General features: G+C 63.7%; 16 protein-coding genes. 9 read left to right on the plus strand and 7 right to left on the minus strand.

Going from position 1 to position 16,918, the window contains the following annotated elements:
* The first annotated feature begins 1 nt into the window (after position 1).
* From FJ938_RS16470 to FJ938_RS16485, 4 genes are read left to right on the plus strand one after another with little or no spacing between them, the layout of a single operon-like run.
* Positions 2-958: a carbohydrate ABC transporter permease gene (locus tag FJ938_RS16470; RefSeq protein WP_140609328.1), complete on the plus strand. Its 957-nt coding sequence runs from the start codon at positions 2-4 to the stop codon at positions 956-958.
* Positions 955-1,173: a hypothetical protein gene (locus FJ938_RS16475; protein ID WP_140695393.1), complete on the plus strand. Its 219-nt coding sequence runs from the start codon at positions 955-957 to the stop codon at positions 1,171-1,173. Before FJ938_RS16470 ends, FJ938_RS16475 begins: the two co-directional genes overlap by 4 nt.
* Positions 1,173-2,276: an ABC transporter ATP-binding protein gene (locus FJ938_RS16480; protein WP_140609324.1), complete on the plus strand. Its 1,104-nt coding sequence runs from the start codon at positions 1,173-1,175 to the stop codon at positions 2,274-2,276. Before FJ938_RS16475 ends, FJ938_RS16480 begins: the two co-directional genes overlap by 1 nt.
* Entirely contained in the window at positions 2,276-3,361 is a 1,086-nt protein-coding gene (locus FJ938_RS16485; RefSeq protein WP_140695395.1) for an ABC transporter ATP-binding protein, read from the plus strand. The genes FJ938_RS16480 and FJ938_RS16485 overlap by 1 nt, the downstream gene beginning before the upstream one ends.
* Positions 3,362-3,397: 36 nt before the next feature.
* Here FJ938_RS16485 and FJ938_RS16490 read toward each other — a convergent pair whose 3' ends face one another.
* Positions 3,398-4,384: an AraC family transcriptional regulator gene (locus tag FJ938_RS16490; protein WP_140695398.1), complete on the minus strand. Its 987-nt coding sequence runs from the start codon at positions 4,382-4,384 to the stop codon at positions 3,398-3,400.
* A 182-nt stretch (positions 4,385-4,566) separates the two neighbouring features.
* Between FJ938_RS16490 and FJ938_RS16495 the strand changes: the two genes are divergently transcribed.
* Positions 4,567-5,781 carry an MFS transporter gene (locus FJ938_RS16495; RefSeq protein WP_140695400.1) on the plus strand — a complete coding sequence of 405 codons (1,215 nt, stop codon included), beginning with the start codon at positions 4,567-4,569 and terminating at the stop codon, positions 5,779-5,781.
* Positions 5,782-5,908: 127 nt separating this feature from the next.
* Here FJ938_RS16495 and FJ938_RS16500 read toward each other — a convergent pair whose 3' ends face one another.
* Positions 5,909-6,256: a GFA family protein gene (locus tag FJ938_RS16500; RefSeq protein WP_140609318.1), complete on the minus strand. Its 348-nt coding sequence runs from the start codon at positions 6,254-6,256 to the stop codon at positions 5,909-5,911.
* 120 nt (positions 6,257-6,376) lie between these two features.
* On the opposite strand from FJ938_RS16500, the gene FJ938_RS16505 reads away from it, so the two are divergent.
* The gene (locus FJ938_RS16505) at positions 6,377-7,672 is read left to right on the plus strand and encodes an amidase (RefSeq protein WP_140609316.1); all 1,296 of its coding nucleotides are present in this window, start codon (positions 6,377-6,379) and stop codon (positions 7,670-7,672) included.
* 24 nt (positions 7,673-7,696) lie between these two features.
* Here FJ938_RS16505 and FJ938_RS16510 read toward each other — a convergent pair whose 3' ends face one another.
* The 4 genes from FJ938_RS16510 to FJ938_RS16525 are packed head-to-tail and all read right to left on the minus strand — an operon-like array spanning position 7,697 to position 11,531.
* Entirely contained in the window at positions 7,697-8,677 is a 981-nt protein-coding gene (locus FJ938_RS16510) for a hydroxyacid dehydrogenase (protein WP_140695402.1), read from the minus strand.
* 14 nt (positions 8,678-8,691) lie between these two features.
* A complete protein-coding gene (locus FJ938_RS16515; RefSeq protein ID WP_140609312.1) occupies positions 8,692-9,411 on the minus strand; it encodes a FadR/GntR family transcriptional regulator in 720 nt (239 codons plus the stop codon).
* 2 nt (positions 9,412-9,413) lie between these two features.
* Complete coding sequence (locus FJ938_RS16520; RefSeq protein WP_140695404.1) at positions 9,414-10,583, minus strand: mandelate racemase/muconate lactonizing enzyme family protein; 1,170 nt, start codon at positions 10,581-10,583, stop codon at positions 9,414-9,416.
* A 60-nt stretch (positions 10,584-10,643) separates the two neighbouring features.
* Positions 10,644-11,531 carry a sugar phosphate isomerase/epimerase gene (locus tag FJ938_RS16525; protein ID WP_140609308.1) on the minus strand — a complete coding sequence of 296 codons (888 nt, stop codon included), beginning with the start codon at positions 11,529-11,531 and terminating at the stop codon, positions 10,644-10,646.
* A gap of 397 nt (positions 11,532-11,928) precedes the next feature.
* Between FJ938_RS16525 and FJ938_RS16530 the strand changes: the two genes are divergently transcribed.
* The 3 genes from FJ938_RS16530 (at position 11,929) to FJ938_RS16540 (ending at position 15,301) form a co-directional block, all read left to right on the plus strand.
* A complete protein-coding gene (locus FJ938_RS16530; RefSeq protein WP_140609306.1) occupies positions 11,929-12,984 on the plus strand; it encodes a sugar phosphate isomerase/epimerase in 1,056 nt (351 codons plus the stop codon).
* 114 nt (positions 12,985-13,098) lie between these two features.
* Positions 13,099-14,286 (plus strand): Gfo/Idh/MocA family oxidoreductase, encoded by a 1,188-nt coding sequence (locus FJ938_RS16535; RefSeq protein WP_140695406.1) that lies wholly within the window; start codon positions 13,099-13,101, stop codon positions 14,284-14,286.
* Positions 14,287-14,449: 163 nt separating this feature from the next.
* Positions 14,450-15,301, plus strand: a complete 852-nt coding sequence (locus tag FJ938_RS16540) for a sugar phosphate isomerase/epimerase (protein WP_140609302.1) — start codon at positions 14,450-14,452, stop codon at positions 15,299-15,301.
* Positions 15,302-15,527: 226 nt separating this feature from the next.
* On the opposite strand, the gene phnE is transcribed toward FJ938_RS16540, so the two are convergent.
* Complete coding sequence (phnE, locus tag FJ938_RS16545; RefSeq protein ID WP_140609300.1) at positions 15,528-16,895, minus strand: phosphonate ABC transporter, permease protein PhnE; 1,368 nt, start codon at positions 16,893-16,895, stop codon at positions 15,528-15,530.
* Positions 16,896-16,918: the final 23 nt, after the last annotated feature.

Genomic DNA, 16,918 nt, shown 5'->3' on the forward strand with positions numbered 1-16,918 from the left:
GATGGCCGCCGTGCGTACCACCAGCGAGATCGCGCTCAACCGCATCGCCGTCGTCTCGGTGCTGATCGCGACGCTGATCTTCCTCGCGCCGATCTACTGGATCGCCTCCACGGCCTTCAAGCCGAAGGAACTGGCGATCACGGTGCCGCCCACCGTTCTTTTCCAGCCGGAGGTCACGCCATTCATCCGTCTGTTCACCAAGCGGGTACAGATGCAGAAGGCCGTCGACCCCCAAGTCTACGAGGCCGCGCCATGGTGGGAAAAGCGCATCTACGACGGCGGCGAGCGGGTGCTGAAGGTCGGCAAGGATGTGCAGCTTTCGCAGTACCCCGACCGGTTCATGAACAGCCTTATCGTGGCGGTCATCAGCACAGTGCTTGCCGTCGGCATGGGAACCTTCACCGCCTACGGCTTCTCGCGCTTCAAGATCGCGGGCGAGGCGGATCTGCTCTTCTTCATCCTGTCGACACGCATGCTGCCGCCGGTGGTCGTGGCGATCCCGATGTTCCTGATGTACCGGGTCGTTGGCCTCAACGACTCGCATATCGGCCTGATCATCCTCTACGTCGCCTTCAACCTGTCCTTCTCGGTCTGGCTAATGAAGGGCTTCATGGACGAGATCCCGAAGGAGTATGAGGAGGCGGCGCTCGTCGACGGCTACACGCGCATGCAGGCCTTCTTCAAGATCGTGCTGCCGGAAGCCGCGACCGGTATCGCCGCCACCGCCGTGTTCTGCTTCATCACCGCGTGGAACGAGTATGCCTTCGCGCTGATCATGACCAACCGGCGCGCGCAAACGGCGCCGCCTTTTATTCCCAGCCAGATCGGTTCCGGCTTGCCGGACTGGACCACGATCGCGGCGGGAACCTTCCTGTTCCTGCTGCCGGTCGCGATCTTCACCTTCCTGCTGCGCAACCACCTGCTTCGCGGCGTGACCTTCGGAGCGATCCGCAAATGAGTTTTCGCGCCGTCAACGAGAAATACCTGCTGCCGGCCTCGCAGATACTCATGGTGCTGGGCATCGTCGCGCTCTGCCAGCCATGGAGTCTCAGCCTGCATTCCTACGGTGTGACGATCATCCTGATCGGGCTGATCGGCTTCAACATCACGTCAAAGATTGCACCGGCCCGCAGCGAGAAAACCGACGCCACGGCGCATGAGGGAGCCCGGTAGTGACGCAGATCGAACTTCGCGGCATCGAGAAATTCTTCGGCGCCGTTCAGGTCATCCACAATTTGAACCTCGCCATCGCCGACAACGAGTTCATCGTGCTGCTCGGCCAGTCGGGCTGCGGCAAGACAACGACGCTGCGCGCCATAGCGGGGCTCGAGACGATCGACCAGGGCGACATCCTGATCGACGGCAAGGCAGTGCAGCACCTCAGGGCAGCCGACCGCGACATCGCCATGGTGTTCCAATCGTTTTCGCTCTACCCGCATATGACGGTCTTCGAAAACATCGCCTTTCCGCTACGTGCAACGCGCATGGGCAGCGGCGAGGTGGACAAGTCGGTTCGGGAGGTCGCCCGGGTTCTGCGCATCACCGACCTGCTCGGCAAGAAGCCGTCGGCGCTCTCCGGAGGCGACATGCAACGCGTGGCCATCGGCCGGGCCCTGGTGCGGCGGCCAAAGGCGATGCTGATGGATGAGCCGATCGGCGCGCTCGACGCCAAGCTGCGCGAGGAGATGCGGGCCGAGATCAAGCGGCTGCACGTCAAGCAGGGTTCGACCACGATCTATGTCACTCATGACCAGATCGAAGCAATGAGCCTGGCCGATCGCATCGTCATCATGCATGAGGGTTTCATCCAGCAGGTCGGCACTCCAGACGAGGTCTATTCACATCCCGCCAATCTGTTCGTGGCGCAATTCGTCGGCAGCCCGGTGATGAATGTCGCCGACGCGGCGGTGACCGAGAAAGCCTCTTTCGCATCGGTGATCGTCGGCGACGCGACCACCGGTTTCGAGTTTCCCAGTGCCTTGCTGTCGAAGCTCAACGGCCATGCCGGTGGGCAGTTGGCACTTGGCATCCGGCCGGAAGGTGTGCTCATCCGCCGTGACGCGGCCGACGGTTTCATGGCCGTCGAGACGCAGATCGTCGAACCGCTCGGCTCCTTCGACATCGTCGATCTCAAAGTCGGTTCGAAGATGCTGCGAGCCCGCACCAAGAGCGGCTTTGTAAGCGGGCCAGGCGAGAAGGTGTTCGCCCGGATCGATCCGACGCAGGCGCATTTCTTCGACAAGGCAAGCGGCAAGTCGCTTGAGGTGAGGCTCTGATGGCCCATATCCAGCTCAAGAATATCTCCAAGAGTTTCGGCAACCACACGGCGCTCACCGGGCTCGATCTCGACATCGCCGATGGCGAGTTCTTCGTCCTGCTCGGCGAGACGGGCGCCGGCAAGACGACGACGCTGCGGCTGATCGCCGGCCTGGAAAAACCCAGCGAGGGGCAGGTGTTCATCGACGGCGTCGACGTTGCGGACTGGGGCGCGGCCGAGCGCGACGTGGCGCTGGTGCTGCAGCAATATTCGCTTTATCCGCGCTACACGGTGCGGGAGAACCTCGAATTTCCGCTGAAGCCGAAGATCCGCCGGCTGCCCGACGCCGAGATCAAGGACCGTGTCGAACGTGCGGCGCGCACGCTGCGGATTGAGCACCTGCTCGACCGCAAGACCGACCGTCTGTCCGGCGGCGAGATGCAGCGCGTCTCGATCGGCCGCGCCATCGTGCGCAAGCCGCGCGTGTTCCTGATGGACGAGCCGCTCTCGGCGCTCGACGCCAAGCTGCGCGAGGCGCTGCGCACCGAGCTGAAAAACCTGCAGATGCAGCTCGGCGCCACATTCCTGTTCGTCACCCACGACCAGATCGAAGCGATGTCGATGGGCGACAAGGTCGGCGTCCTGAACCATGGCCGGATCGTGCAGACCGGCACGCCGCACGAGATCTACAACAATCCGCGCGACACCTATGTGGCGAGCTTCGTCGGCTCGCCGCCGATGAACCTTATCGACGGCAGGCTGGTGAATGGCCGCGCGGTGATGGCGCCGTTGAATTTCGAACTGCCCTTTTCGGGGGGAGCCAAGGCGAGTGCGGCGACAGATGGTCGCCCGCTCGTCTTCGGCATTCGTCCCGAGGACGTCTATCTGGAGGGCGGTGCGCCAGTCGAGGCGCGTGTCCACGACGTCGAGAACCATGGCGTGGAGAAGATCCTGACGCTGCGCGTCGGAGAGGCGATGCTGCGCGCCACGGTGCCGGCCAGGACCGATGTCGCGATAGAGCAGCCGGTGCGCTTTGCCTGGAACCCGGACAAGGTGGTGCTGTTCGACAAGGGCAGCGGCGTCAGCCTGCGGCATGCCTCATAGGTGTTGCTTCGTTCGAGGGGTGCGGGACAGGAAAGGTCAACCGGCCTGACGGATCTCTGCCTGTTCCTCGGCACGGAAATGGCTGGGCGCCGAGCCGATGACGCGCTTGAAGGCACGGCTGAAGGCGGCGTCCGATTCATAGCCGAGACGAGCGGCAACGACTGATATTTTCATGCGGTCGCGGACCAGCCACTGCCTCGCCTGATGCATTCGGACCTGGGTGACGTATTTTGCCGGCGTCTCGCCGACGATGGTGGCGAAACGCTCGGCAAAGCCCGAGCGCGAGGCGCCCATCATCCTGGCCAGCGCCTCGACCGTCCAGTCATGGTCCGGCTCGAGATGAATGGCGGCCAGCACGCGGCCGATATCGCGATCCCGGACCGCCGCTATCCAGCCGGAGGAGTCGCCGCAGCCGCGCTCGACCCATGAGCGGATGACTGTCGCGGCAAGCACGTCGGCCAGCCGCGCCAGAATGCCGCCGGAGCCCACGCGTTCCATCGTGACTTCGCGCGCCATCGATTCGAGAAGATGTGGAATGCCTGGCTCATAGGCTTCCAGTTCGTGCGTTCGCATCACGTCCGGCATCATGCCGAGCAAGGGATGCAAGCCGTCGAGATTGAAATACATGCTGGCGCAGAACAGCAGCGTTCCCGGCTGGCAATTCTTGTCGCACATCTCCGCGTTGGACGTGCAGTAGACGTCCTTGCAGACTTCCTCGAGCTCGTAGCCATGGATCGGCCAGGTCTGCGCACCGGGTTCGCTGGCCAGCACATGGGCCTCACCGCGCGGCAAAAGCACCGCATCGCCGGCATTGAGCTGCACCCACTCGCCGGAGGGCTGCTTCAGCCAGCAGCCCTTGCGGCCGATGAAATGAAACCGCGCCCCGGGCTGAGCCGGGAACTGGATACCCCACGGCTCCTTCATTTCGCAGCGGCCATATTCGACACCATCGAGGCGCAGGCCGCGCAATATGTCTGTCAGCGGGTCGCCGGTGACCGGAATTTTGGACGAACGGTCAAACATAATGGGGTTTCTAGCATGGAAACTCCGGCCCGTCACTCCTTATGTTGCAGTGCAGTTTAACGTTGCGCCGCAAACAAATCGACGACCGGCCCCTAGCCAAACCGTGATGGCGAGTCCTATAACGGGTGGAGCCCCAGCCGGCCGTTTCCTATGTGGCGCTGCCAACAGATCGGAGACTGAGCATGGCCGAACCCGTGACAGGCGTCATCGACGCCGCACTTCTCAATCCCGCAGAATCCGATGAACGAACCGAGCCGGCATGGGGTGCCGTGGTTTCGCTCGCGCTTGGCGTCTTCGGCCTCGTCACCGCCGAATTCCTGCCCGCCAGCCTGCTGACGCCGATGGCACGCGATCTCGGTGTGAGCGAAGGTGTCGCCGGCCAGGCGGTGACCGCAACCGCCATCGTCGGGGCCATCGCCGCGCCCACCATGGCCATCGTCACAGGGCGCATGGATCGCAGGCTGGTGATGTGGATGCTGACGGCGTTCTTGATCTTGTCCAACCTTCTGGCCACCTTCGCCTCGTCGCTGCCCATGCTTCTGCTTGCCCGCGTGGTGCTCGGCGTCGCATTGGGCGGCTTCTGGGCGATGTCGGCGGCGATGGCGCTGCGGCTGGTGCCGATGCGGCTGATGCCACGCGCCATGTCGATCGTCCTGACCGGCGTTTCGCTGGCCACCGTCACCGCCGCCCCTGTCGGCGCCTATGTCGGCGATTTGTGGGGATGGCGCACGGCATTCATGATCGCGACCATCGTCGGTGCGTTGGCGCTGCTGGTGCAACTGGCCACCATTCCGAAGCTGCCGCCGGTTGGCGTCGCGAGCTTCCGCACCTTGCTCCAGGTGCTGGAGCGGCCGTCGATCAGGGTGGCCCTGCTGGTCGTGTTGCTGGTCGCGTCCGGGCACTTTGCCGGCTTCACCTATGTCCGTCCCTTCCTCGAAAAGGTGCCGGTGCTGGACATCGAGACGATCTCGCTGGTGCTTCTGGCTTATGGCGTTGGCGGTTTCTTCGGCAATATCGCCGGCGGCATCCTGGCCGAACGCAGCCTCAAGACAGCCGTGGCGCTGGCACCCTTGCTGATTGCCCTGGCGGCCGCTTCGATGCTGATCTTCGGCGCTTCGCCGACGATCGCCGCTGCCGCTGTCGCGGCCTGGGGTTTTGCCTTCGGCGCCGTCCCGGTCGGGCTGCAAAGCTGGCTGGTCCGGGCCGCGCCCGACCAGGCCGAAAGCGCCGGCGGCCTGATGGTGGCGACCTTCCAGGTGGCGATCGCGCTGGGCGCCGTCTTCGGCGGCCTGCTGGTCGACCATGCCGGCGTCGCCAGTGCCTTCGCCTATTGCGGCATCGCAACACTGCTGGCTGCGGTCGTGGTGTTCCTGCGCGGCCCGAAGCAGGCCGAATAGCGTCCGCCGACAGCCATTCCTGGCAGCGGCCCGAGAACCGTCACGGTTTTCGGGCCGATGCCGTTCTGGTGACGGTAACAAAGCGGGTTGCGGCATCGGATCGTTCCCGCCGGAACGAGCGAGAGGCTCAGGCCGACCGACCGTCGAAGTCGAAGATCGACAGAACGGAAATGTCGATACCCTCGACACAGTTGAGGTTGATGTAGGCGCTGCGTTGACCGCCTTCGTGGACATCCTCGGCGAAAGGGTGGATGCCGCAGGTGCGGCAGAAACGGTGCGCGATGGCATGATTGCCGAATGTATAGGTGCTGAGGTCATCACCCCAGGCGAGGACTGTCAGGCTTTCATGCGGGACGGCGCACAGGAGCGCGCCCTTGCGCGAGCAGATTGAACAATTGCACCGCACGACACCGGTCAGCTTCGCCTTGAATTCGAAGGCGACCTTGCCGCAGTGACAGCTGCCTCTGTAGAGCATCGTTTCTTCCTCGCATCCGACAGGGGTGCAAAACCGCCTTCGCCGGGTTAAGTCTCGGCAAGCCATGCAACTGGCTTCTCATCTTAAGACGTTCAGGCAGTCCGGAGTCCGACACCGACAATGCAATCCGTCCGCGATCATCTCGAAATTATTCTCGCGCGCCTTGCCGCCCGCGCCGGCGACGAACGCGTTTTCACGAGGATTTACACGGAGCCGGCGCGCGCGGCGGCCGACGCCAGCGACGCCCGCAGCCGAGCCGGCGTGACGCTTGGACCGCTCGATGGCACGATCGTCTCGATCAAGGATCTGTTCGATGTGGCCGGTGAGCCGACCACGGTCGGCTCGCTGATGCGCAAGACCGCCGCGCCCCCGCTGCGCGATGCCGCCATCGTTAGCCGGTTAAGGCAGGCTGGCGCGGTGATCATTGGCAAGACCAACATGACCGAATTCGCCTTCACCGCGATCGGCGACAACATGCATAACGGCACGCCAGGCAATGCCGCCGACGCCAGCCGCATTCCCGGCGGTTCGTCGTCCGGCGCTGGCGTTTCCGTCGGCGAGGGGACGAGCGACATCTCGATTGGCTCCGATACCGGCGGGTCGATCCGCATTCCGGCGTCGCTCAACGGCGTCGTCGGCTTCAAGCCGACGGCACGGCGCGTGCCGCTTGCCGGTGCCTTTCCGCTGTCGAGCACTCTGGACTCGATCGGGCCGCTTGCCCGAACGGTCGCGCACTGTGCCGCTGCCGATGCGGTGATGGCCGGCGGGATGCCGAGCGAACTGGCGGGCATTGCACTCGCCGGGCTTCGCGTTGGCATCCCGCGCGGCGTTCTTTTCGGAGATACGGACGGCGAGATTGCCGCGGCCTTCGAGCGTTGTCTTGGCAAGATCGAACAGGCTGGCGCGCGCATTGCGGATCTGTCAATCGACGACATGATCGCGGATTTGCGCGCAGCCACCAAGCGCGGCTCGATCGCCGCCATGGAAGGAGCCGAGATCCATGCCGACTGGCTGGCGACGGGTGCATCGGTGCCGGTCGATCCCCATGTCAGCGGCCCCCTGTCGCGCGCGGTGATGCTGCCGGCGCCGGTCTATATCAGGGCACTGCGACGCCGTGGCGCGCTCGTCGCCGCCATGGGCGAGCGGCTGGCATCGGTCGATGTGCTGGCGCTGCCGACCACGCCGGTGACGGCGCCGACCATCCTTTCCATGAACGAAAGTGCCGAACTGCGCGACCATCTCGAAGGCCTGCTGCTGCGCAACACACAGATCGCCAACCAGTTCGACCTCTGCGCGATCTCGCTGCCGATGCCTGACATGACGCTGCCGGCCGGGCTGATGCTGGTGGCACGGAATGGCCATGATCGGCATCTGCTGCGGATTGCCGCTGAAGTGGAGGGGCTGCTGGGCGGCTGATCGGCAGGGCGAAACCGCAATGCGCTATATGTCGAGCGGAAACCGTCGCCGGTAGTGATCGACCACTTCCGGATTGCGCAGATTGACCGGCAGTTTGCCCGCCAGCACCAGCAAGGCCTCGCCCGCCGCGCCAATCCCCATGCGCATCATCGATTCCTCGGTAATCCCTGCCATATGCGGGGTAATGATGACGTTGTCGAAGCCGAAATAGGGATGGTCTGGCGGCAATGGCTGCGTCGAAAACACGTCGAGCGCGGCGCCGCCGATGTGGCGTTCCCGCAAGGCCTCGATCAGCGCATCGTCGTCGACGACCGGGCCGCGCGAGACGTTGATCAGCAGCGCGCCGGGTTTCATGCGGGCGATGCGCTCGCGGCTGATCAGGCCGCGCGTTTCCGGCGTCAGCGGGCAGCAGAGCACGATGATGTCGCTCTGCTCGACCAGCGCGTCGATCGACAGGAAGCCGACCTTCTCCGGCGCCGGCTGCATGCTGCGCGTCGTCGCCACCACCTTCAGGTCGAAGCCGTGCGCGGCGATATGGCCGACGGCCTGCCCAACCGCGCCAAGGCCGACAATGCCGATGGTCTTGCCGGCAAGCTCGATATTGGCGTTGGCATGCTCGCGTCCGGCTAGCCAGCCCTTGGCGCGCAGGTCGCGGTCGACCCGGCGGAATTGCCGCAGCAGCGCAAGTGCGGTGAACATGACATGTTCGGCCACCGAGCGCGCATTAACCGCCGGCACGTTGGCCACCAGCACGCCGGCCGCGGTCGCCGCCTCCATCGGGATCATGTCGAGCCCGGCGCCATGGCGGATCGCCGCTCTCAACTTCCAGGCGCCCTCGAACAGTGCCGGCGGCAGCGGGGCGCGCACGATGACGATGTCGGCGTCCCTGGCCTCCCTGGTGAGAGTGCCGGGATCGAGCGCCGAGGCGATGACGAGCTGACCGGCGCCGGCGAGCCTGGCGGAAGCGCGCGGATGCAGCGGATGGGTCGACAGGATCTTCGGCACGGACCGGGCCACGGTCAGGCCTTTTCGAGCGCCGGGCTCGCGGGCGCAACCGTCTTGCCGCCTTCGATCAGCCCCTTCCAGTAGCTTTCCGCGCCCTGGAGATGGGCGCTCATCAGCGCCTGGGCGAGATTGCCGTCGCGGCGCAGCAGCGCCTCGTAGATCTGCACATGCTCGGCATGTGAACGCACGCTGCGTTCGGGATCGTTGAAGTAGATCGGCAGGCGCTGCTCGCCCATCAGATAATAGACGCTGCAGATGTTGTGGAAGACGCCGTTCTTGGTGGCACGCACGATCTCGAGGTGAAACTCGCGGTCCTCCTTGGCGAGGCCTTCGCCCGCGGCGATGCGCTCCTCGGAGACCTTGAGAATTTCGCGCAGCCGTTCGAAATTCTCCTCGGTGGCGCGCGAGCAGGCAAGCTCCGCGGCCTTGATCTCGTGGATCTTGCGCAATTCGACCGTTTCGTAGATCTGCAGGGGATCAAGCGGCAGGCCGGCGCGCGCGAACAGCGCCAGCGCCTCGACGCTCGCCTGCTTGGTGTCGATATAGATGCCTGACTTGGCCCGGCGCTCGACGATGCGCATGGCTTCGAGGATGGCCAGCGCCTCGCGGATTTGGCCGCGGCTGACGCCGAAATGCTCAGCCAGCTCACGTTCCGACGGTGTACGGCCCGTCTCGTTGTCGGAGTGGGAGAACAGATAGGCGGCGAGTTCCGCGAGAAGGTTCTTTTCTTTCATCGTCAATTGCGTTGCGCGTGCGCCTCCAGGAACCGCTCCGAAATGGTGAATCCCAATCCGGGCTTTTCGGGGATCGCTATCATACCGTCCCTTGCTTCGACAGTCTCTTCGATCAGGTCGTGGATCATCGGGTTGGCACCGAGCGAATATTCGACGGTGAAACTTGATGGCGATGCGGCGCAGACATGCAGCCCGGCGAAGAAGCAGGGCGCGCCGGCCCATAGATGCGGTGCAAAGCGCAGGTTGAAGGCGCTGGCGATGGTGCCGATCTTCATCGCCTCGCTGATGCCGCCGCAGAAGGCGGGATCAGGCTGGAAGATGTCGGCGGCCTTGAGCATTGCGAGATCGCGGAAGGCATAGCGCGTCGCCTCGCTCTCGCCGGTGGCGATCGGAACGGCGCCGGAGGCACGCACTTCCGCCATGCCCGGCTTGTCGTCGGCGATGACAGGCTCCTCGAACCAGGCGAGATCAAGGTCGTTGACGAGATGGATGAAGCGCTTGGCCTCCGCCACCGTATAGGTGCCATGGGCATCGACCATCAACTCGACATCGGGGCCGATCGCCTGGCGGGCGGCGCGCACGCGGGCCGCGGAAATGTGTGCGGCGCGATCCATGGCGCCGACGCGCATCTTCAGCGCCTTGAAGCCGCCCTGGGCGATGTAGGATTTCAGCTGTTCGCCGATGGCATCGGCGGACGCCCAGCCGCCGGAGGCATAGGCCTGCATGCGATCGACCTTGCGTCCGCCGAGCAACCGCCAGACCGGTTGGCCGAGCGATTTGCCCAGTATGTCCCAGAGCGCGATGTCGACGGCGCTGATGGCGGCAATGCTCATGCCGCGCCGCGCCAACTGCGGCATGGCGTGGCCGGCGCGGGCCGCACCGTCGTGGCGCACGCCGTTGTAGAGCATCTCCCAGATGACGCCGATATCGGCTGGATCTCGGCCGATCAATTGCGGCCCGACCTCATGGTTCAGCATATGGACGAGGGCGCTGTAGCTGCCGGCGCTGCCGGCGGCGTTCTTGCCTTCGCCCCAGCCGACCAGCCCGTCATCGGTCCCGATGCGTAAGATGACGGCATCAAAGGTCGTCACCTGGCCGAAGTCGCTGCGGTGCTGCCGCGCGGCTTCGATCGGGATGCGGACCCACCAGGCCTGGACAGTCTTGATGCGCATGTTTTTCCCCAGCCCTGCCGCCGGTCGAGGCGGAAGGGCAAATTTCCCAGAGACAGTCGACTACTTGATCAGCGGCAGCAGCGTTTCGGCGGTAATGCGCATCTGGTCGGTGTAGAATTTCTCGGTGAGCACGCTGGAGCCATGGTCCTGGATGAACTTCAACTGCTCGGGCGAGATATCGACCGGGTGGCGCTCGACCATGTCGGGATAGGGTGCCGCCGGCGTGCGGTCGACCGGAGCGACGAACTCATTGGTCAGCGCGCCGTCGTAGCCGACTTCCTTCAAAGTGGCGACGATCCTTGGCCAGTCGATCTGGCCGAGGCCTGCGGCGAAGCGGTTGTTGTCGGCGACATGGAAGTCGAACAGCCGCTTTCCGACCTGCCGGATGGCGTCATGGACGTTAAATTCCTCCATGTGGATATGGTAGGCGTCGAGGCAGACGCCGCATTCCGGACTGACCGCGTCGGCCAGTGCCAGCGCCTGGGCGCCGCGATTGAACAGATAAGTCTCGAAGCGGTTGAGCGGCTCGACGGCGATCTTGACGCCGACCTTCTTGGCGTGGCTGAAGCATTCGCGGGTTGCGTCGACCACCCACTTCCATTCCTCTTCCTCGGTGCCGTCAGGAACCACCTTGCCGACCGTGGCCGGAACCAGGGTGATGATCTCGCCATCGAGTTCGCTGACCATGGTCAGCACGTCCTTGACGTACTGTACGGAGCGCTCGCGCTGGCCCTGGTCCCTGGCGGCAAGGTTGCGCTCGCCCAGCATCAAGGTCACCGCACCCCAGCAGCGGATGCCATGCTCTCTCAAGAGCGCCCGCGTCTCCTTGGTTTTGTATTGCTCGGGCTCGCCGGAAATCTCGATCGACTCATAGCCGAATTTCTTGATGCGCTTGAGCGTGGTCTCCAGGGGTTCCGCGCGCATCCAGTTGTGCGTCGAAAGATGCATGGTCTGTCCTTCCAAATTGGTCCGTATGGTTTGCCTGCGACATGCATCGCCGAAAGACGACGCAAGCGTTCCTCCCCAAGGCCTCCCCAGCCCTTCCCCGCAAACTGGTTCGACCAATTGGGCCTGAGGCGAGGTCTACAGCAAATTCTCCTGAACGGCAAGAAGCGTGGCGGCGTAACGCGACATGCGAATTATTCCCTTGATTATATTGCAATATGTGCCGATATCCCGGATGTGCGGAGGGCTTGGCCGAACCATTGTGAGGCTTGACCAAATTCCCCTATTTGGTAATACCAGAATGGCAATGCCTGCAAAGCGCACGATGCGAAAGACCAAAGTGGCTGGCCCTGTTTTCAATCAGCGCTATGCTTGGTCGACAAAGAAGGGGAGGATGCCTATGCCGACGACAATGAAGGGTCCCGGGCTGTTTCTGGCGCAGTTCGCGGGCGATGCCGCGCCATTCAATTCGCTGGCCTCGATCACCAAATGGGCTGCCGGTCTCGGCTACAAGGGCGTGCAGATCCCGACCTGGGACCGACGCCTGTTCGACCTTGAGAAGGCGGCGTCCTCCAAGGCGTATTGCGACGAGGTGAAGGGCATCTGTGCCGATGCCGGCGTGGAGATCACCGAATTGTCGACGCATCTGCAGGGTCAATTGGTGGCGGTGCATCCGGCCTACGACACGCAGTTCGACGGCTTTGCGCCGGCTTCGGTGCACAGCAATCCCCAAGCGCGACAGAAATGGGCGGTCGAGCAGATGACCTTCGGCGCCAAGGCGTCGCGCAACCTCGGCCTCGATGCCTCTGTGACCTTCTCCGGCGCATTGGCCTTCCCTTACCTCTACCCTTGGCCGCAGCGGCCGGCCGGCCTGATCGAGGAGGCCTTCGCCGAACTCGGCAAGCGTTGGAAGCCGATCCTCGATGTCTATGAGGACAATGGCGTCGATGTCGGCTACGAAATCCATCCCGGCGAGGACGTGTTCGACGGCGCCACCTTCGAAATGTTCCTCGATGCGGTCGGCGGCCATAAGCGTTGCAACATCAACTACGATCCGTCGCACTTCCTGTTGCAGCAGCTCGACTATCTCGAATTCATCGACATCTATCACGAGCGCATCAAGGCCTTCCACGTCAAGGACGCCGAGTTCAATCCGACCGGCCGGCAAGGCGTCTATTCCGGCTATCAGGGTTGGGTAAATCGGGCCGGCCGCTTCCGCTCGCTGGGCGATGGGCAGGTGGATTTCGGCGGCATCTTCTCCAAGCTGACGCAGTACGATTATGATTCCTGGGCAGTGCTGGAATGGGAGTGCTGCCTGAAACATCCGGAGGATGGCGCGGCAGAGGGCGCGCCCTTCATCCAGCATCACATCATCCGGGTGACGGAGAGGGCGTTCGACGATTTCGCCGGCGGCACCACCGACAAGAAGCTGCTGCGCGCAATGATGGGCATTTAGCGCCGGGAGGGATAGGTTCAGGCCGAGATCTTCGGCCTACGACCCCACCCGATCCGCTGCGCGGATCGACCTCCCCTCAAGGGGAGGTAAGCACAACGAGGGAGACAACAAAAAATGGTCGGCGCATCGAAGTCGGAAACGGGAGGCGGCCCGATCCGCTATGGCATGGTCGGTGGCGGCCAGGGCGCCTTTATCGGCGCGGTGCACCGCATCGCGGCGCGCATGGACAATGAGTTCGTGCTGGTTGCCGGTGCACTCTCTTCCGACCCCGCCCGCGCCAAGGCATCGGCGGCCGAACTCGGGCTCGATCCGGACCGCAGCTATGCGTCCTACGCCGAGATGGCCAAGGCCGAGGCGAAGCGTACCGACGGTATCGAGGCGGTGGCCATCGTCACCCCCAACAATGTCCACGTGCCGGCAGCCAAGGCCTTCCTCGAGGCCGGCATCCACGTCATCTGCGACAAGCCGCTGGCGACGACGCTGGCCGAAGCAAAAAAACTGGCGGCGATCGTCGAGAAGACCGGCAAGGTGTTCGTGCTGACGCACAATTACACCGCCTATCCGATGGTGCGGCAGGCGCGCGAGATGGTGGCCAAGGGCATGCTCGGCGACATCCGTATCGTGCAGTCCGAATATCCGCAGGACTGGCTGACCGAGGATCTCGCCGCCACCGGCCAGAAGCAGGCATCCTGGCGCGGCGATCCGAAACAGGCGGGCGCCGGCGGGGCTCTGGGCGACATCGGCACGCATGCCTACAATCTTGCTCGCTTCGTTTCCGGACTGGAGCTGGACTCCCTGTCGGCCGATCTCGATGCCTTCGTGCCGGGACGGCAACTCGACGACAACGTCAACGTCATGCTGCGCTTCAAGCCGAACGGAAAAACGCATCCGGCCAAGGGCATGATCTGGGCAAGCCAGGTGGCGCCGGGCCATGAAAACGGCCTGAAGCTGCGCATCTATGGCTCGAAGGGCGGGCTGGAATGGGTGCAGGCCGACCCGAACTATCTCTGGTACACGCCCTTCGGCCAGCCAAAGCAATTGATCACCCGCAACGGCGCCGGCGCATTGCCGGTGGCGGGCCGCGTCAGCCGCGTGCCGTCAGGCCATCCCGAGGGCTATCTCGAAGGTTTCGCCAACATCTATCAGGAAGCGGCGCGGGCCATCCGCGCGGCGCGCCGCAAGGGCGGCAAGCCGGCAAAGGATGTCGTCTTCCCGACCATCGAGGACGGCGTCGAAGGTATGGCCTTCATCGAGGCCTGCGTGAAGTCGTCCAAGAAAAACGGAGCGTGGACGAAGCTTTGACCGGCGTGCCGATCTTCAGGTGATGCCGGCCTGCAAGCGGCTGTTCCTGCGCTTCCGGTGTTCACGTGCGAAAAGTACGCTCCGGTTCCCGGAAACGACCATTTTGGCTCGGCCTGATCTGAAGCTTGGAAACCCGGCGGGCTTAAAGTGGGGAGGAGCGTCGATGAAAATCGGCATGTGCATGTTCTTGTGGACGACGGCGGTATCGAAGAAGCACGAGCCATTGCTTCGCGACATCAAGGCGACAGGCTTCGACGGCGTCGAGATACCGGTCTTCGCCGGCACGCCCGACGACTACAGGAAACTGGGCGAGTTGCTCGATCGCATCGGGCTGGAGCGGACCGCGGTTTCGGCGATGGGCGATCCGGCGATGAACCTGATCTCGGCCGACGCGGCAACGCGCAAGGCGGGAATCGACTATATGAAATGGGCTGTCGATTGCGCCGATGCACTTGGCGCGAGCACATTGAGCGGACCGCTGCATTCGACGCTCGGCGCCTTTTCCGGCAGCGGGCCGACGGCAGCGGAGAAGAAGCGCTCGATTGCTTCGCAACGCGCCATCGGCGACCATGCCGGCAAGCGGAACGTCACAATCGGGCTCGAGGCGCTCAACCGTTTCGAATGCTACCTCGTCAACACGATGGCGGACCTGTCGGAGCATATCGACGCCATCGACCGCCCGCACATCAAGGCGATGTACGACACTTTCCACGCCAACATCGAGGAGGCCGACCCGATCGGAGCTTACACGAAGCATCGCGGCAACATCGTGCATATCCACATATCGGAGAACGATCGCGGCGTGCCGGGGCGCGGCAACATCCAGTGGAAGGAGACTTTCGCGGCCATCCGCAAGAGTGGCTACGACGACTGGCTGACGATCGAGGCCTTTGGCCGCTCGTTGAAAGACCTGGCGGCGGCGACCAAGGTGTGGCGCGATTTTTCCGAAACGCCGGAGGCGGTTTATCGGGATGGCTACAAGCACATCCGGAACGGGTGGAAGAAGGCGGCTTAGGCTCCTCCCTTCGTCATCCACGGGCGGAGCGGGAGCGAAGCGGACGCGGAGACCCGAGGATCCATGCCGCGACCTCGATGCTCCGCAACGGTTCAGAATTCTGCATCGCTATATTCTACGGCTTAGGTGACGGCATGGATCCTCGGGTCTGCGCCGCGTCGCTTCGCTCCTTGCTCCGCCCGTGGATGACGAAGGCGGCGCGGGCCGCTACCAAGCAGGGCGTTGATCAACCCTGCCGGGCTTGCATCCTGTTGTAGTCGTGGATGGTCCGGCTCAGCCTACGGCGCAGGAAGTTCGAGATGTTGTCGAAGATGAAGACGACCAGCAGGATCAGCAGCACCATGTAGAAGACGTTGGCCCAGTTGGAGTTGGTGCGCATGGCTTCCCACAATTTCAGGCCGATGCCGCCGGCACCGACGGCGCCGATAATGGTCGCGCCCCTTGTGTTGGATTCCCATTGGTAGAGTGTCTGGCTGATGAAGATGGGTATGACTTCCGGCATTACGCCATAACGCTGCACCAGCAGGCCGTTGGCACCGGTCGACTTGATGCCTTCGCGCGGTTTGTCGTCGATGTTCTCAAGACCTTCCGAATAGACTTTGCCGAGCGTGCCGATCTCGGTGAAGAAGATCGCCGCGCTGCCGGCCAGCGGCCCGGGGCCGAAGGCGCGGGTGAAGAACAGCGCCCAGATCAGCATGTCGACGGAGCGCATGAAGTCGAAGAAGCGCTTGAGCACCTGGCTGAGCGCGCCGCTCGGCGTGATGTTGCGGGCGGCGAAGAAGGCCAGCGGGAAGGCGACGATGCCGCCGAGCAGCGTGCCGAGAAACGCCATGACGATGGTCTGCAGCAGCTTCGTCCAGACATCGCCGTGCTGCCATTGGGCGTTGTTCCAGATGTTGTCGCCGGCAAGCGCGAGGTTCGAAGTGCCCGGCTTCAGTTCAGGGCCCGATACGATCAGCGAGATCACTTCGCCGGCGGGCTTGCCGAAGAAGGGCGAGCGTGTGTCGAAGACGAAATTCGCCCAGCCGAGGAAGCGCTTGCGCACCTTGACCCGATCGACGGTGACGCGAACCTCGCCAACGAAGCCCATACTGGCCACCACCTCGTCATCATGCGCGGTGATCCAGTCCGGCACCTGGCCCTCGACCACCGGCTTGCCACTGGTCAGCGAGACGGGAACCGTCTGGCCGTGGGCGGTAATCGTCGCCTGCGTCTTGTCGAAGGTGACGGATTTTGCCGGCCCATCTATTTGCACGGTGAAAGTGCCGTCCGGGTTCCTGATCACCCAGTCGGGGTTCGGATTATCGCCAAGGGCTGAGAAGCGCGGATATTTTGGCGTGATCTCGGGTTGATCAAGACGGAATTCCGGCTGCAGATCGTAGCTGATCCACTGTGTAAGGAAGAGCGGCAGGCGCTCCCAGTGCGATTCCCTTAGCACCTGAGGCAGGCTGAAGAACCACATCGCATAGACGAGGTACAGCATTGTGCCCGTGACCAGGAACAGCGGGCCGTAGCGCTTGTAGGCCGGGCGACGGAACACCTGCGGGTAACGCTCCTCGATCGACAGGATTTCGTCGGCGGTCATCGCGGCCATGTCTTGTCTTTCTGGTTGACCAT

Origin of the sequence: Mesorhizobium sp. B2-4-14, from assembly GCF_006442155.1 — a bacterium.
Lineage (GTDB): Bacteria > Pseudomonadota > Alphaproteobacteria > Rhizobiales > Rhizobiaceae > Mesorhizobium.

Coding starts and splice junctions, on each gene's coding strand:
- FJ938_RS16470 (WP_140609328.1), top strand. CDS start 2: ATGGCCGCCGTGCGTACCACCAGCGAGATCGCGCTCAACCGCATCGCC.
- FJ938_RS16475 (WP_140695393.1), top strand. CDS start 955: ATGAGTTTTCGCGCCGTCAACGAGAAATACCTGCTGCCGGCCTCGCAG.
- FJ938_RS16485 (WP_140695395.1), top strand. CDS start 2,276: ATGGCCCATATCCAGCTCAAGAATATCTCCAAGAGTTTCGGCAACCAC.
- FJ938_RS16490 (WP_140695398.1), bottom strand. CDS start 4,384: ATGTTTGACCGTTCGTCCAAAATTCCGGTCACCGGCGACCCGCTGACA.
- FJ938_RS16495 (WP_140695400.1), top strand. CDS start 4,567: ATGGCCGAACCCGTGACAGGCGTCATCGACGCCGCACTTCTCAATCCC.
- FJ938_RS16500 (WP_140609318.1), bottom strand. CDS start 6,256: ATGCTCTACAGAGGCAGCTGTCACTGCGGCAAGGTCGCCTTCGAATTC.
- FJ938_RS16505 (WP_140609316.1), top strand. CDS start 6,377: ATGCAATCCGTCCGCGATCATCTCGAAATTATTCTCGCGCGCCTTGCC.
- FJ938_RS16515 (WP_140609312.1), bottom strand. CDS start 9,411: ATGAAAGAAAAGAACCTTCTCGCGGAACTCGCCGCCTATCTGTTCTCC.
- FJ938_RS16520 (WP_140695404.1), bottom strand. CDS start 10,583: ATGCGCATCAAGACTGTCCAGGCCTGGTGGGTCCGCATCCCGATCGAA.
- FJ938_RS16525 (WP_140609308.1), bottom strand. CDS start 11,531: ATGCATCTTTCGACGCACAACTGGATGCGCGCGGAACCCCTGGAGACC.
- FJ938_RS16530 (WP_140609306.1), top strand. CDS start 11,929: ATGCCGACGACAATGAAGGGTCCCGGGCTGTTTCTGGCGCAGTTCGCG.
- FJ938_RS16535 (WP_140695406.1), top strand. CDS start 13,099: ATGGTCGGCGCATCGAAGTCGGAAACGGGAGGCGGCCCGATCCGCTAT.
- FJ938_RS16540 (WP_140609302.1), top strand. CDS start 14,450: ATGAAAATCGGCATGTGCATGTTCTTGTGGACGACGGCGGTATCGAAG.
- phnE (WP_140609300.1), bottom strand. CDS start 16,895: ATGGCCGCGATGACCGCCGACGAAATCCTGTCGATCGAGGAGCGTTAC.